The following is a 15,181-nucleotide window of genomic DNA, read 5'->3' on the forward strand; positions in this document are numbered from 1 at the left end:
GAGTTATCCACAAGCGAAAATTTTATAATTTCTTTAACGATAAAAAAACACGCTGAGTAATATTCAGCGTGTTCATCCTCAATTAATGGCTAGCAGCTTTTTCAAGACCGCCAGGCTTGTTATGAATAGCTATTTTATTAATAAGCTTATTACTATCCGTATTTAATCCTCTAAGGTTTACCTTGACACCATTTTGATGGTATTTGATCACGACTTTATCAATTGCTCCAACAGCAGAATCATCCCAAAGGTGGGCATGAGATAAATCTAAGTCGACTTCCTTTACAGCTTCTTTAAAATCAAAACCATTTATAAAGTCAGTTACAGAAGCAAAGAAAAGTTGTCCTGTCACATGATAAATCCTTTTATTGGCCCCTTTTGCTGAAATACTAGTTACATTTACTTTGGAAATTTTTGAAGCAAAGAATATCGCACTTAGGATTACCCCTACTAAAACCCCTAAAGATAAGTTATTTGTCATGACTACGGTAATAACAGTAATGACCATAACAATTGAATCGGTAATCGGTATTTTATTAAAGTTTTTAAGACAAGACCAATCAAACGTTCCAATCGAAACCATAAACATAACCGCCACAAGTGCAGCCATTGGAATTTGAACAAGGAAGCTTTTTAGTGAGCAGATGAGAGTTAATAAGAAAGCACCTGCTACAAAGGTAGACAAACGCCCTCTTCCACCTGATTTAACATTTATAACAGATTGTCCAATCATGGCACATCCAGCCATACCGCCGAAAAAGCCGGATACGATATTGGCGATCCCTTGTCCTCTAGCTTCTTTGTTTTTGTCACTATCAGTATCTGTCATATCATCGACAATCGAAGCCGTTAGTAAAGTTTCCACCAAGCCCACAATCGCAATGGAAATAGAGTATGGAAAAATAATTTGCAATGTTTCAAAATTAAATGGAATATCAGGAATTAAAAATACTGGTAGTTTGGATGTTAGTTCTCCTAAATCTCCAACTGTACGTACATCGCTGCCCGTTAGAATCGAGACAACGGTCATAACAAGAATCGCAACTAATGGAGCGGGTACAGCTTTTGTAAAACGAGGCAGTACATAAATAATCACAAGCGCCCCAGCAACCATGGCATACATTTGCCAGTTAGCCCCTTTAAACTGAACTAATTGAGCTGAAAAAATTAATATGGCCAGTGCATTAACGAAACCTGTCATCACAGAACGCGGGACGAACTTCATCAAACGGCCTAATTTTAATGCTCCCATAATGATTTGGAGAACACCAGTGAGAATAGTCGCGGCAAGTAAATATTGCAAACCATGTTCTTTGACTAAGGATGTCATTAATAGTGCAGTTGCCCCGGTCGCAGCCGAGATCATCCCGGGTCGTCCGCCTGCGAAAGAAATGGTAACCGCGATACAAAAGGATGCATACAGCCCAATCATCGGGTCCACTCCCGCAATAATTGAGAAGGCAATAGCTTCTGGTATCAGTGCCATAGCAACCACTATCCCAGATAATATATCTCCCTTGATGTTTCCAAACCATGAATATTTAATTGTACTTAAATTCAAATAAAGCACCTCTCCCTTTTTAATGATTGAATAGTGTTTCTAGCTCCAGCGCCTGATCGAGGTGCTTCTGCTTTTTCTTTTGACTTCCAACTCTCATGAAAGCCGGGGCCGTTGTTAACAGGAAAATTATAATGGAATGTGACAAAATTGTGAAATCAAAGGAAAGCGGAGCCATTACCTCTTTCCTTTGATTTTCTCCCTTTTCCTAGTAATATCACTATTACTCGCAACAATGCAAAAAAAGAAGGAGAAGCTGTCCCCTTCACATTATTGAATATTAAATATGAAAGTAAGCAAAGCGTATAACAGCGGGATTGTTAGAAACGAGAAAACCGTACTAATAAAAACACCAATCGAGGAATAGTAAACATCACCGCCATATTTTTGTGCATGTAACGATACAGTCGAGGCACTGGGTGTTCCTGATATTAGAACGGCAGTTGTAATGACAGAAAAGGAAACACTTGTTAGTGTGAAGGGAATTAAACATAATGGGATAAAAAGAAGTCTTGTAAAGCAACCAAGTCAAATACTAAGTTCTTTACATAGTATTATAATTTCTTTAAAGGACAACGTCCCGACTAAACAACCAATTAGGAGCATAGATAGAGGAATGGTTGGGGGATCCCAATTCTTGTAATATCTGTACCGCGATAAAGGGTAATTTTATAGGTAAAAAAAACAGGAGTACTCCCAAAAGTGTTGCTGCAATACCAGGATTTAAGAAAACCTTTTTCCATTTGACATGTGTCTCTTTTTTAACGAAAAGATAGATACCATATGGCTATATAAGAAGATATACTAAATGAAAGACAGCTGTATAGATAACACCTTTTTCTTGAAAAAGAAGGTAACATACTGCCATAGCCTATAAAACCCTGGTTTCCAAAATAATCAGTGACTCAAAAACGGCTTCCCTGGATTGTCCGACTTTCGCTTTCCTGCGCAAAAAAAAGAAAGCAGACAAGCAACTGATAGAGCATAAACAGATAATAAAAAAAGAATGATAAAATTTGATAATGCATCTTTTGAAGGAGATATATTCATTAAATATAAAATTAATGCTGGAAGTGTAATATATAAAAGAATTTGAGTAAGGATTTGTTCCTCCGTCCGTTCCGGGAGAATCCCTGCTCGCTATGTGATAAAACCGATAAACCCAATAAAATAAAGCACAACTAATTCTTGAAGTAAAGGAAATAGGGTTCCATTCGATTCCCTCCCCTCTTACTATATGAGGAGGAGAAATCTAGCGTGTTCCATAAATGGTCAAAAAAAAGAAAACGTACTTTCATACGCTCTCTTTAAATCGATTATTTCGTTAAAATTATTGGGCCATCTTTTGTAACAATCAATGTATGTTCATATTGTGCTACAAAGCTTTGCTCTGTAACAAAAGTCCAGCCATCATCTAGTTGGAATACTTCCTCGTCATGGGTAGAGATAAACGGTTCAAAGGCAATGACCATTCCTTCTTTCAACAGCCCGTGGTCTGATGTTTCATTATAATTATAAATATACTCAGGTTCTTCGTGAATCGTACGCCCAATACCGTGGCCGGTAAGATTCATAACGACAGTTAATCCATGCTGCCTTGCTACTTGATGAACGACTTTACCCATTCCTGTAATTCTAGCACCTGGTTTTACTTTTTTTAACCCTGCTTCAAAGGCTTCTTTGGCAACATCGCAAATTTTGGTAAGGATCTCTTCTCCTTTGCCAACTACAATGGAAATGCCAGTATCAGCAAAGTAACCATTTTTTGAACCAGACACGTCGATATTCACTAAGTCCCCTTCTTGAATTACGCGTTCTCCAGGGATCCCGTGCGCGACTTCTTCATTAACACTGATACAAGTATAGCCAGGAAAATCATATTCGCCCTTTGGTGCGGAGATCGCTCCTTCTTTTTCAAAAAGTTCTCCGGCTAAATCGTCAAGTTCTTTAGTGGTGACACCTGGTACAGCTCTTTTCACTAGTTCATCTCTTATCGATGCTACAATTCTGCCAATTTCCTTTAAACTGTTAAAATCCTCTTCTGTTTTAGCAATCATTGGTCTTGCCCCAATCTACATGATTTATTAGTAAAAACACCATAATTTAGATTTTACCCGTCCTTTCGAGAAAATCCAAGTATTGTTGATTATTCATATTTTTTTGAAAATAGCTCCCACTTATCATAACCCACAAACCTAGAGTAAATCGATTCAACCCACAAACTAGGAATGTTAAACTATAGATATCAAATCTGAAATATGGAGGGAAAAATGTGAACCCAGTAGAGATTGAAAGTTTGCTTGACGCTCAGGCCCTTAACCTAATCAAAAAAATGAAATCATATGACGAAGTCTTATGGTTTAATCCGAAAATCCATACGACTCAAAACCGCCTGGAAGACTGCCCGCTCACTCTGGAGGATATTCAAGATGCTGAAGAACGACTGAAACGATTTGCTCCCTATATAGCTCAAGTGTTTCCTGAAACGAAAGCAACCAACGGAATCATTGAATCAAACTTAGTTAAGATCCCTGCCATGAAGAATAAATTAGTCAAGAATTACGCTCAGCCAATAGAAGGAGATATATGGTTAAAATGTGACAGTCATCTACCCATTTCCGGCTCGATTAAAGCAAGAGGCGGCATATATGAAATCCTCAAATATGCCGAGGATTTAGCGATTGAGCAACACCTTCTTCGCAAGGATGATGATTATTCTATTTTGGACAGTGAAGAATTCCGCCGATTTTTCTCACAATATCAAATTGCGGTAGGTTCCACGGGTAATCTAGGACTAAGCATTGGGATAATTAGTACTAAATTAGGATTTATGGTAACTGTCCATATGTCAGCAGATGCGAAACAATGGAAAAAGGATCTGCTAAGAGATAAAGGTGTTCAAGTAATTGAATATGAGGCGGATTACAGTAAGGCGGTAGAGGCTGGTCGTATTCAGGCAGAAAAAGAGCCCCGTTGTTATTTTGTAGATGATGAGAACTCACAGCATTTATTTCTAGGTTACGCCGTGGCTGCCATAAGGTTAAAAAATCAACTAGAAGAGCTTCAGATAAAAGTCGACGAAGATCATCCCTTGTTTGTTTACCTGCCCTGTGGTGTGGGCGGTGCTCCCGGTGGTGTTACGTTCGGTTTAAAACAATTGTTCCAAAACAATGTTTACTGCTTTTTCGCTGAACCTACTCATTCTCCTTGTATGTTACTTGGATTATTAACAGGACTCCATGAAAAGATTTCCGTCCAAGATATAGGGATTGATAATATTACGGCGGCGGATGGACTTGCTGTAGGAAGACCATCCGGATTTGTTGGTAAGATCATCGCGCCTATTTTAAGCGGAGCTTTTACAGTTAGAGATGATGAGTTATTTAAACTTTTAAGGATTCTGGTTGTTACAGAGAATATAAGATTGGAACCTTCTGCTCTCGCAGGGATGATTGGCCCGGTTAAACTAGCACAAGAAGGGAAGGCATTTTTACAAAAAAATCATTTGCTTAACAAAAAAGCTGCGCATATCGTTTGGGCGACAGGAGGTAGTATGGTTCCAGACGTGATTATGGAGGATTACTATAAAAAGGGATTTTAAAAAAAAATAGCAGCTTCCTATAACTGTTAATCTAGGCAGCTGCTATTTTTTAAATACCCCAAACTGCGACGTTAAGTCAATCAGTGGTTTTTGTCTCGCCGGAATAACTTCCACTGTACGTAACAATTTAACAAGCATTTTCAATGCATCGACGACAAAAGGCCCTTTATTAAGCATGATGCAGTTTGCCCGACTCCCATAGGCAGCATCGGTTATCTCTGCACGCGCTGGGATTCCTTTTTTTGTGAGCTTCTCCAATACACCTGTTGCCCATATAACGGGTGTGTAGGCAGCCGAACAGATGGTTAAGATTTCATCCTGCACAAATGATAAGTTTTCAGGACCAACCTCAACAGTCAAGTCTCCCCTTGCCAGCATGATTCCGAATCTGTTAAAATGTAAACCTTCTAAAAGGATTCTCGCCAAATTATGGATAGCGTCCTTTGTTTCAATTTTGGCGACTACACCAATATCGGTTCGCTTAAGTATTTCTAATTCTTGACGTAATTTTCTTAAGTCAAGTGGGGAGTGGACAAAGGATATTCCTAAAATATCCGCGTGCTTAGTTATAAACGGTATGTCCGCTAAATCCTTTTCTGTTAATGCAGGGAGATTTAAGCTTAAGAGCGAATCAGGTAAATTTAGCCCCTTCCCTTCTTTTACCCTTACTGGTTTGGGCGCGGGTGAATGGATTTCCACTTCTACAAATTCCTTGGTAACTTGTGATACGATACCATGGATTTTCCCATCATCGATAAAAATAGAATCGTTTACCCGAACATTTCGAAACGCTTTTTCCAGCGTTACCGGGACGCCGGCAGGAGTATCCTCCACTACCGAATGCCCCTCCGTATCGGAATTCAAATATAATCGCAGCCGATCCCCTTTACTCACATAAATAGGAGCATCAGGCAGCTTCCCAACTCGTACCTTGGGACCGGCTAAATCCATATAGATTTTACATTCGGTCTTTTGATACGTCCCTTCAATCCTTAGTTTTTTTTCAACATCCCGTATAGCATCAATTATTTGCTTCCATATTTCCGGATTATCATGAGCGCAATTGATTCTGGCAATATTCATTCCATTTAGTATTAGCTGTTCTATCTGGTTCGGATTGTTTAAGACTTTTGAATCTACCGTGACCATAATTGCTGGTTGATTCGGTTGCATTCTATTCCCGAAAAGTTCTTCTGTCCGCTTTTTTAAGATTTTTCTTGAATCATATGGAGTTGAAACCATTAGATTCTTTTGCGAAGGTAATGAGATATTTAAATAGGATAATATTTTTTCTAGTGTATATAAAAGGTGTGTAGGTGATTGAAAAAGATCTGCAAGTCCTTTTTCTTTTAGTTCTTGACGTATACCAAGTAAGTTTTGTTCACGAAATCCTAAATATGAAATTAAATTATCCCGACAGATTCTAGCATCGTCCTGGAACTCGTGATGATCCTCTGCATGATCACTTGCTTGAATGATTTGTTTATAGATGCTTTCTATCCGTCTTGGTAATTCTCGTTGATTTAATGGGATTTGTGCCACATCCCCTTCACATCCTTGTATCCTAAACTTAAAAAGTTTTCCCATTATTTATTATTCATGAATGTAAAAAGTGTGTAGTGGTTATCTGACTTGAGAATAAAAAAAACAAGTTTAATGAACAAATTAACCCTCATCAAACTTGTTTATGTGAAATTATTTTACAAAAAAGAGTAAAAGCCATAGATACAAACTGATTAAGGTAAAGACCAAGGTTGGCGGTATGACAATCAGCGTTACTTTAATGTATTCGACCCAAGTAATCTTGATTTTGCTTTTCTTTAGTATATGCATCCATATTAGGGTCGCTAAGGTTCCAATCGGTAGAATAAGGGATCCAACATCACTTCCGATTATATTTGCTAAATACACCGTTTTCATAATTAGCGGGTCTAGTCCCATTTCAGTTAAAGCTAAGGTTGAGACCATCAAGGCAGGATGGTTGTTAAAAATGTTTGATAAAAATGCCGTGATAACACCCATTGTTAAACTCGCATGTAAGAAGCTGTCATTGACAAGGGGTTTTAGATTTTCAATTAAAAAAGCTGTTAAACCGATATTGTGTAAGCCAAAAATAATCACGTACATACTGAAGGCAAAGATTAAAATGTGCCATGGTATTTTTTTTAGGACATCCTTTGGATTGACTTTTAAATACATCCATCTCCAAATCAATAAAATTAGTGATCCACAAACCGCTACTAGAGAGACCGAGATGCCGATAAAGGATGCTACAAATAGACTAATCCTAACTATTAGGACGAAGATTAACATTTTAATCATAAGTTTCTTTTGTTGGTCAAACAGACTTTCTGAGTTTTGTTGGAGCGGATGAAATGGGCGGTTTTTTTGCAGCGGAATGGAGTATGAATGGAAGCGGATTTGGGCTGGAATATTCTTTTTGAAGACAAGGTACAGCAAATAGGATAAGAACAATAGACCGAGGACTCCTGGCACAAACATCATTTCGGTTTGCATGTAAAGGTCCATTCCAATAATTTTCAATGCAATAAGATTAACAATATTACTTACACCAATGGGGGCACTGGAGGCTGTGGCGATTAAAGCTCCGCTTAACAGAAATGGGATTTTTTGAGAATTTTTCAATTTTAAATTATTTAAAATTAAAATTAGGATCGGTGTAGTAATTAGAATACTTCCATCGTTATTAAAAAATAACGTCATTAAAAAGCATAACAGCAAGGTGTTCCAATATAAGCGGTAACCAGACCCCTTTGATAGTTTAAGCATTAGTGCCGCGGTCCAGCTGAAAAAGCCTATGCTCTCAAGAACAATTGCCATTACAATCGTGGCTATTATGGTAATTGCAGCCCCAGTTACCTTGGAACTGATGTCAAGCAAGTCACCTGTTGACACACTACCGCTCAAGAAGACTAGAACAGCCCCAATCGCAGCTGGTATAGCTTCGTTCATATTTTTGGGACGGATGAAGATCATCACCATAGTTAGAATAAAAGCTGTTATAGTAACAATCACCGTCAAATGATGATACATAAAAGTTAATTTACTCCCTTCATTTAGTTTCCTTCTGATTTTTTTCCGTTTATTCTCTTCTTGTCCCTTGCCATATAGTACGTCCAAAATGAAGGCTTGTTCTAAACGAATATCCTGTAATTATACAAATCAGCATCTATCTAGATAAATATTTTTAAACTTAAATAGATTTTTGCCTAACAATTTTATATTTGGGCAAATAACTCTGCTTATATGATCTAGGTATTTATGTAGATTGGGTTAAATTGGGCTGCAGTTTGTTTTGAAGAACCTTAAAAAAATAAAACCGGCACTTGTTGAAGTACCGGCTTTATAAATCCAATTATTTCTTACCTTTAGAGCCTTTAGGACGTTTAGCGCCTTTAGAGCCTTTAGGACGTTTAGCGCCTTTAGAGCCTTTGCTGCCGGAAGAGCCTTTGCTGCCGGAAGAGCCTTTGCTGCCGGAAGAACCTTTGCTGCCGGAAGAACCTTTGCTGCCGGAAGAACCTTTGCTGCCGGAAGAACCTTTGCTGCCGGAAGAGCCTTTGCTGCCGGAAGAACCTTTGCTGCCGGAAGAACCTTTGCTGCCGGAAGAGCCTTTGCTGCCGGAAGAACCATGGCTACCTGAAGATCCGTGGCTGCCTTTAGAACCATGGCTACCTGAAGATCCGTGGCTGCCTTTAGAACCATGGCTGCCTGAAGATCCGTGGCTGCCTGAAGATCCGTGGCTGCCTTTAGAACCATGGCTACCTGAAGATCCGTGGCTGCCTTTAGAACAATGGCTGCCTGAAGAACCCCAGCTGCCTGAAGAACCATGGCTGCCTGAAGATCCGTGGCTGCCTTTAGAACCATGGCTGCCTGAAGAACCCTTAGAGCCGCTAGAGCCTTTAGAACCGCTAGAGCCTTTAGTACCTTTAGAACCACTAGAGCCTTTAGTACCCTTAGAGCCGCTAGAGCCTTTAGAACCGCTGGAGCCTTTAGAACCTTTTGAACCGCTTGATCCTTTAGAACCGCTAGATCCTTTTGAACCACTTGAACCTTTTGAACCGCTTGAACCTTTTGAACCGCTTGAACCTTTTGAACCTTTTGTACCTTTTGTACCTTTAGGGTGTTTTGAGGGTTTTGGCCCTTTTTTAAATTCAACAGGGTTATTGATTAAAAATTCAATTACCCCGTTCTCTTGTGCTTGCGTAAGCAGATCTTCCATTACCATTTTCATTTAAACACTCCACCACTTTCCAATATATTTATACTTCAATGATAATTTATGGGAGAAAGTGTGAAAGTGTCATAGACAAAAGTTTATTTTTTTTAAAAAAACCAAGTAGCCCATAAACTGCACCATTGCTATAGTCAGAGCATAGTATTCTAAAAAATATGTATTTAATAGGGGTTTTTAGATTGCAAAAATATGAAATTTTTATCAATCCCAAGACGTTAAACCAGCTCAATAAAGATATCTGGATGGATGAACATGTTCAGGCAGTCCTCAAAATAGGAAACAATCAATATTCAATCGGCTTGGCATATCGTGGTAATGTGATCCGAAAGAAGAAAAAGAAATCCTATAACATTATTTTTCAAAAACCCTTTACCGTTAATGGCGCTCATGAAATCCATTTAAACGCAGAGTACAATGATATCTCACTTAGTCGTAACAAGCTTTCATTTGATTTCTTTGATACAATTGGTGTCATTTCCCCCCACTCCAAGCATGTTCTTCTCTATATAAATGGTTTTTGTAAAGGTATTTATTTAGAAATCGAATCTTTCGATCAATTTCTTTTACAAAAAAGAAATTTACCAATGGGACCCATAATTTATGCAACTAACTATTACGCAAATTTCTCCCTTCTATCACCAAAAAAGAAATTAAAAACGGATTTACTCGAAGGATATACCCTTAAATATGGTGATGAGGATGAATTGTCGTATTTAGAAGATTTAATCACAAAAACTAACACACTTAAAAATGAGGAGTTTGAAGAAGAAATAACAAAGGTGCTAAATGTGGACCAGTATCTAACATGGTTAGCGGGAGTTGTTTGTACCCAAAATTTTGATGGCTTTATCCATAATTATGCACTCTACCGAAATAGTGAAACCAACACTTTTGAAATAACTCCTTGGGATTATGATGGGACTTGGGGCAGAGATCTGCACGGGAAACGGCTTGATCATGACTTTGTACCTATAACTGGGTATAACACCTTGACCGGCAGACTACTTCACGTTCCTGATTTTAAAAAGAAATACTGTGAGATTCTTTCCTACATTTTAGAAAGCCAATTTACGGTTGAAACCCAAATAGGAATTATTGAAGGACTCTTTGAAACACTGAAGCCTCATATACAATTGGACCCTTATATTAAAAGAAAAGGCTATAGTCTTGATTCGGAAAAGGACGTTATCGTTAATTTCATTGAAAAACGAAATAGCTACTTAAAGCAGCAACTAATTAAACTACAGGACGACAAAGTATATGGTTGAATATCATATACTTTTTTTTGCCTATTTTTTGCAAAAAACACGAAAAAGGGCCTCTTTATTAGTACAACATCATCCCGTGATACATATAGATGCAGTGTAAATGTTTATTTAATAAAGGAGGAAAAAACTTTTATGGATAGAGAACTTATGAACATGCATGTTGGTAAAACAATTAGGGTAGATCGTGGCGGTCCGGAGTCTAGAATCGGGAAATTACTTGCGGTATTTGAAGACTTCTTTGTACTCTTAACAGAAAAAGACGGCGTCGTTTACTACAAAACGAACCATGTCAGGAGTATCACAGAAAGTTCTAAAGATGCTATGAAATTGGGCTTGAAAATTCCTGAAAAATTAGATTTTAAGACTGCAGAAAATTTTCATAAACTTTTAGAGAGTATTAGATTTCAATGGGTAAAAATTAACCGCGATGGTGGTCCAGAGTCTTTAGAGGGTGTACTTAGTGATTCTAACAAACACTATGCCTCCCTCATCGTGAATGAAGAAGTGGTTCGTTTTTCATTAAAGCACATTCGAAATATTAGTTACGGCTTAATGGTGGATAAATCAGCAAACGATGATGAGGAGGAATCAAGTTCCAGCTCATCCAGCAGCAGCCACAATTCCGATAACAACGAAGATAACGATTAACCATTACGTCGCTTCTCCAAAAGAGAAGCGACCCATTATCTCTTAAGGAGGATGAAACATGGGGTTAGAAAAATTTTCAGCCGCATTGGATTTACTAAAAGGGTTTCAGGTAAATCTTTATGTGGGTGAAGACATATTTAAAGGAAAATTGATTGGCGTAGAAACAGACCATGTGGTACTAGAAACTGAAAAGAAATATATTTTTTATTATAACATTGATAAAATTCAAGCGATTACTAAGAATACAAAGCAATTTCAGCCGGAGAAAGCAACTGTAGAATTCCAAAAAACACAAAGCTTAATGGAGCTTTTACACTCCTTCCAATATTCTTGGGTAACGATCTTGAGTATTAATAAACAAAGCTTTTACGGTGTACTAAGTGAGATTGATGAAGATTTTGTTACGTTAATTAATGGCGAAGAGCGAATCTTAATCAAAGTCACACATATTTCCAATATTTTAAAAGGTTTTATAAAAGAAAAACTAATGAAAAAAGAACAGAAAAAAACAGAAAGTAAAAATGAGAATAAGAATCAGAACAAAGAAACAAAAGAGTCTAACGAAACAAAGAATTCCAAAGAAACAAAAGAGTCTAACGAAACAAAGAATTCTAAAGAAACAAAGGAGTCTAACGAAACAAAGAATTCTAAAGAGACAAAACAAACGAATGAATCAAAAAAGAAAGACGACGATGGTAGCTCTGGTAAAGCACCAAAGGAATATACAGCAGAGACAATTAAGAATACTACGGGTAAGAGTACTACTAGTGAAAAGAAATCTAAATCCACATCAAACAAACAAACTGAAGTTGAAGCCACAGATGTTATGGAGCCAAACTACATGAAGGTTTGGTCTAATCCGATCAAAACAGAACCAGTTATAAAGGATGACCAATCTTCAAAAGTAAAAATGCAGTCTGATGAGTTTGAACCAATTCAAGTATTTAATAAAGAGATGAAAAAACAAAAAAATGAAACGATTCCAACTGAGAATAAAAAAGACGAATCGACGGGTTCTAAATCCAATGATATAAAATCGAATAAAAACACAGAAAAGACTAGCAGGCAGACATCCGCGGTATCTTCATCATCTTCATCTAAAAAAGAGATGAAAAACGAAAAACCTCAAGAAACCATAACAGTCTCAAAGCCTGTTGTCACACAATATGCTGCACCTAAGAAATCAGAAACTACCTCAAATGAGCAAGTCAATAACGATACTAAAAATGTATGGAAACAAAAAGACCAAGAAACTAGAGCCTTCCGCTTTACCGGTGAACCCGTTCCCCGTAATCAAGAAAGAACTTTCCCGTTTGCTGGATGGCCAAGGAGCAACCAACGAAGCTTTAGGTTTTAATACCGCAATTTTCACAATGAAGAATACTCTATTGTTCTATCAAACAAAGCATTTTAACGGCAGCCATGTCCCCTTACAAATATGAGCCGGGCAAATCGGATTAATTATTTAGATGCATAAAGAAACGAAACGATCATTTCAGCCCCTCTCTATTTGTGAATGGAAATACTTAGGAAAGGATGTGAGTAAGTCCGTGAAATTGAAAGAAAATATCGGCAAATATATTAAACTTGAAATATCCGGTAAGAAATATATATATGGGCTTTTAGTGGATATCGGAAGTGATTTATGGGTTATATTTAATGGAACTGACTATCTTTATATTCCAACTATTCATATTCAAAATTGGCAGTTCATGAAACAATATGAAATTGATGAAATCACCTTTAATGACGAACCAACACCCATTTATAATCATAATGAAGAGATCTCGTTACGGAAAACCCTTACGGCAGCAAAAGGAATTTTTACAGAAATCTATGTCACGAGTAACCAAGCCTTACATGGTTATATCATTAGTATCATGAATAATTATTTTGTCTTCTACTCGCCGATATACAAAACCATGTTTATCTCGTTAAACCATTTAAAATGGTTAATCCCGTATACCAACAATCAACGTCCTTATGGATTAAGCAACGCCAGCCTTCCAGTAAGTCCAAGCAACCTAACGTTTGCCAGGTCCTTTGAAGTTCAAATTGAAAAATTACTTGGAGAATTAATCGTGTTTAATATCGGGGAGAATGAAAATGTGATCGGCAAGATTCAATCCATTAAGAATAATTTTGTTGAATTGATTAGTGCTAAAGAAGACCCAATCTATATCAACTTCCAGCATATCAAAACAATTCATATGACGTAGTTAGGTTTTTTTTAAGCTAATTTTAAACAAGCTTTTGGGATAAATCAAAAAAGAGTGTCATGTGACACTCTTTAAATTTGTACATAAATTGGTGGTGTCAGGCGCCATTCGTGGACATTGTCCTTTCAGGAAGTACAATCTAACCCAATTATCATTGCTGCTTACATTATCCTTTCTGGTTATTGTGATTAGTTGCTGGTATGCTAGACATATCTAGATAAAGTTGGTGTGTTAATGGAACGTATAATCTTATTTGACGGCGAATGTAATCTCTGCAATAGCAGCGTTCAATTTATTTTGAAAAGAGACCGTAAAGGAATCTTTACATTTACTTCTCTTCAAGGAAAGACCGGTCAAGAGATTTTGATAAAACATGGCTTAGAGTTGAGCGTTAACAGTTTTGTTTTAATGGAAGGAGATAAATTGTACCTAAAATCAGAGGCCGCTTTACGTGTCTGTAAGCAGTTGACTGGCTTTTGGCCTCTGTTCACGTTTCTATTAGTTGTCCCATCCTTTGTTCGGGATTTTTTCTATAATCTCGTGGCAGCTAACCGATATAAATGGTTTGGAAAAAGAGAAACTTGTCTGCTCCCTTCACCTGAGTGGAAAAGCAGATTTTTAGAGTGAAAGATTTAAAAGACGTAAACGGAAACCGGATACTTTCTTTTTAAAGTTTTGATTAAAAATACTAAAAATTAAACCTTTCCCGTAACTACTTATAAAATTCAAATTATCGTTGAAAGGACTCTTTATGGAATTGTCCAATATAGGTAAAAAGGATTTTCCCATCGGTTGATAATTTCGTATCCGGCCTTAGTTTTTTATACATTGCCTGATAGGGCTCAGGCACCCAGATATATTGATGAATATATTCAGTTAAGACAAAACCGCTTCTTTTCCAGAATGCAGCCCGGGCCTGATTTTCGGGTGTTTCTTCGGCTTCGACTTCAATGATAAGGCTATTATAATGTTCAGACGTCATTGCCCAATCCTCTATGTATTTCAATAGGTGTGTACCAAAACTCTGTCCTCTCAGCTCTTCCTTCACTGCAAAATAATCGATAAGCAACGAATTTGCTTCTTTCAATTTACCAGTTAAAGACATCGCAGCAACTCGACCATCATCAAGTCCGATATGTAAAAAACAAAGCTGTTTTCGAAACATATTGCGGATTATTTTTTCGGGCTTTGCCCCTTTTTCAGCAAATGCCTCATTATAAATTGGCCTGACACTGTCCCATAAATGATCATCCCACTGATCAAACGTCAAAAATTCCAATTTCATGTTCCCTCACTTTTTTAAAAGGACATTATTTAAACTTATTTTATCAAATTCTGCACTTGGTATGCCAAAAAGCAAAAAAGGAACCTTTGAAATAGATTCAAAGGTTCAAACAGAGAACTTAGTGGTCTAGGCTAAGCTCTCACAATTAGGAGGTCTAAACTCAGAAGAATTTAAACAAGTTCATTTTACCATTTTCGGAATCTTCTATCAATAATTTATTACTGTAAAGTAGAAAAGTAATTCGAAAGGCTTATTCCAAAATAATAAATTAGTCCTCCCTCTTTCTTGTCCGCTGTATCCAATAACTGTATTTAATTATGTTTAGATATAATAAACCCCATAATAAT

The 15,181-nt window shown here is 37.2% G+C and carries 12 protein-coding genes; 6 read left to right on the top strand and 6 right to left on the bottom strand.

The genetic code is table 11. The features are described 5' to 3' along the window. Nucleotides 1-82 precede the first annotated feature (82 nt). The gene (locus M3226_RS17890) at nucleotides 83-1,561 is read right to left on the bottom strand and encodes a SulP family inorganic anion transporter (RefSeq protein ID WP_251567587.1); all 1,479 of its coding nucleotides are present in this window, start codon (nucleotides 1,559-1,561) and stop codon (nucleotides 83-85) included. Nucleotides 1,562-2,874: 1,313 nt separating this feature from the next. Next, nucleotides 2,875-3,615 (bottom strand): type I methionyl aminopeptidase, encoded by a 741-nt coding sequence (map, locus tag M3226_RS17895; RefSeq protein WP_251567588.1) that lies wholly within the window; start codon nucleotides 3,613-3,615, stop codon nucleotides 2,875-2,877. Nucleotides 3,616-3,830: 215 nt separating this feature from the next. On the opposite strand from map, the gene M3226_RS17900 reads away from it, so the two are divergent. Then, on the top strand, nucleotides 3,831-5,159 hold the full coding sequence (locus M3226_RS17900; protein ID WP_308211958.1) for a D-serine ammonia-lyase: 1,329 nt from the start codon (nucleotides 3,831-3,833) through the stop codon (nucleotides 5,157-5,159). A gap of 42 nt (nucleotides 5,160-5,201) precedes the next feature. Here M3226_RS17900 and M3226_RS17905 read toward each other — a convergent pair whose 3' ends face one another. The 3 genes from M3226_RS17905 to M3226_RS17915 all read right to left on the bottom strand — a co-directional run bounded on the left by M3226_RS17905 (nucleotide 5,202) and on the right by M3226_RS17915 (nucleotide 9,335). Continuing rightward, a complete protein-coding gene (locus M3226_RS17905) occupies nucleotides 5,202-6,701 on the bottom strand; it encodes a pyruvate kinase (protein WP_251567589.1) in 1,500 nt (499 codons plus the stop codon). Between the two features lie 153 nt (nucleotides 6,702-6,854). Next, a complete protein-coding gene (locus M3226_RS17910) occupies nucleotides 6,855-8,213 on the bottom strand; it encodes an arsenic transporter (RefSeq protein ID WP_251567591.1) in 1,359 nt (452 codons plus the stop codon). A gap of 240 nt (nucleotides 8,214-8,453) precedes the next feature. Beyond that, nucleotides 8,454-9,335: a hypothetical protein gene (locus tag M3226_RS17915; protein ID WP_251567593.1), complete on the bottom strand. Its 882-nt coding sequence runs from the start codon at nucleotides 9,333-9,335 to the stop codon at nucleotides 8,454-8,456. Nucleotides 9,336-9,569: 234 nt separating this feature from the next. Between M3226_RS17915 and M3226_RS17920 the strand changes: the two genes are divergently transcribed. The 5 genes from M3226_RS17920 (at nucleotide 9,570) to M3226_RS17940 (ending at nucleotide 14,176) form a co-directional block, all read left to right on the top strand. After that, on the top strand, nucleotides 9,570-10,682 hold the full coding sequence (locus tag M3226_RS17920) for a CotH kinase family protein (protein WP_251567595.1): 1,113 nt from the start codon (nucleotides 9,570-9,572) through the stop codon (nucleotides 10,680-10,682). Nucleotides 10,683-10,814: 132 nt separating this feature from the next. Beyond that, nucleotides 10,815-11,330 carry a hypothetical protein gene (locus M3226_RS17925; RefSeq protein WP_251567597.1) on the top strand — a complete coding sequence of 172 codons (516 nt, stop codon included), beginning with the start codon at nucleotides 10,815-10,817 and terminating at the stop codon, nucleotides 11,328-11,330. A 58-nt stretch (nucleotides 11,331-11,388) separates the two neighbouring features. After that, nucleotides 11,389-12,687 carry a hypothetical protein gene (locus tag M3226_RS17930; RefSeq protein WP_251567599.1) on the top strand — a complete coding sequence of 433 codons (1,299 nt, stop codon included), beginning with the start codon at nucleotides 11,389-11,391 and terminating at the stop codon, nucleotides 12,685-12,687. Nucleotides 12,688-12,880: 193 nt separating this feature from the next. Then, nucleotides 12,881-13,549 carry a DUF2642 domain-containing protein gene (locus M3226_RS17935; protein WP_251567601.1) on the top strand — a complete coding sequence of 223 codons (669 nt, stop codon included), beginning with the start codon at nucleotides 12,881-12,883 and terminating at the stop codon, nucleotides 13,547-13,549. A gap of 234 nt (nucleotides 13,550-13,783) precedes the next feature. After that, on the top strand, nucleotides 13,784-14,176 hold the full coding sequence (locus tag M3226_RS17940; protein WP_251567603.1) for a thiol-disulfide oxidoreductase DCC family protein: 393 nt from the start codon (nucleotides 13,784-13,786) through the stop codon (nucleotides 14,174-14,176). Between the two features lie 103 nt (nucleotides 14,177-14,279). On the opposite strand, the gene M3226_RS17945 is transcribed toward M3226_RS17940, so the two are convergent. Then, nucleotides 14,280-14,834, bottom strand: a complete 555-nt coding sequence (locus tag M3226_RS17945) for a GNAT family N-acetyltransferase (protein WP_251567611.1) — start codon at nucleotides 14,832-14,834, stop codon at nucleotides 14,280-14,282. Nucleotides 14,835-15,181: the final 347 nt, after the last annotated feature.

The organism is Neobacillus cucumis (assembly GCF_023715505.1).

Coding starts and splice junctions, on each gene's coding strand:
- M3226_RS17925 (WP_251567597.1), top strand. CDS start 10,815: ATGGATAGAGAACTTATGAACATGCATGTTGGTAAAACAATTAGGGTA.
- map (WP_251567588.1), bottom strand. CDS start 3,615: ATGATTGCTAAAACAGAAGAGGATTTTAACAGTTTAAAGGAAATTGGC.
- M3226_RS17945 (WP_251567611.1), bottom strand. CDS start 14,834: ATGAAATTGGAATTTTTGACGTTTGATCAGTGGGATGATCATTTATGG.
- M3226_RS17920 (WP_251567595.1), top strand. CDS start 9,570: ATGTATTTAATAGGGGTTTTTAGATTGCAAAAATATGAAATTTTTATC.
- M3226_RS17940 (WP_251567603.1), top strand. CDS start 13,784: ATGGAACGTATAATCTTATTTGACGGCGAATGTAATCTCTGCAATAGC.
- M3226_RS17910 (WP_251567591.1), bottom strand. CDS start 8,213: ATGTATCATCATTTGACGGTGATTGTTACTATAACAGCTTTTATTCTA.
- M3226_RS17930 (WP_251567599.1), top strand. CDS start 11,389: ATGGGGTTAGAAAAATTTTCAGCCGCATTGGATTTACTAAAAGGGTTT.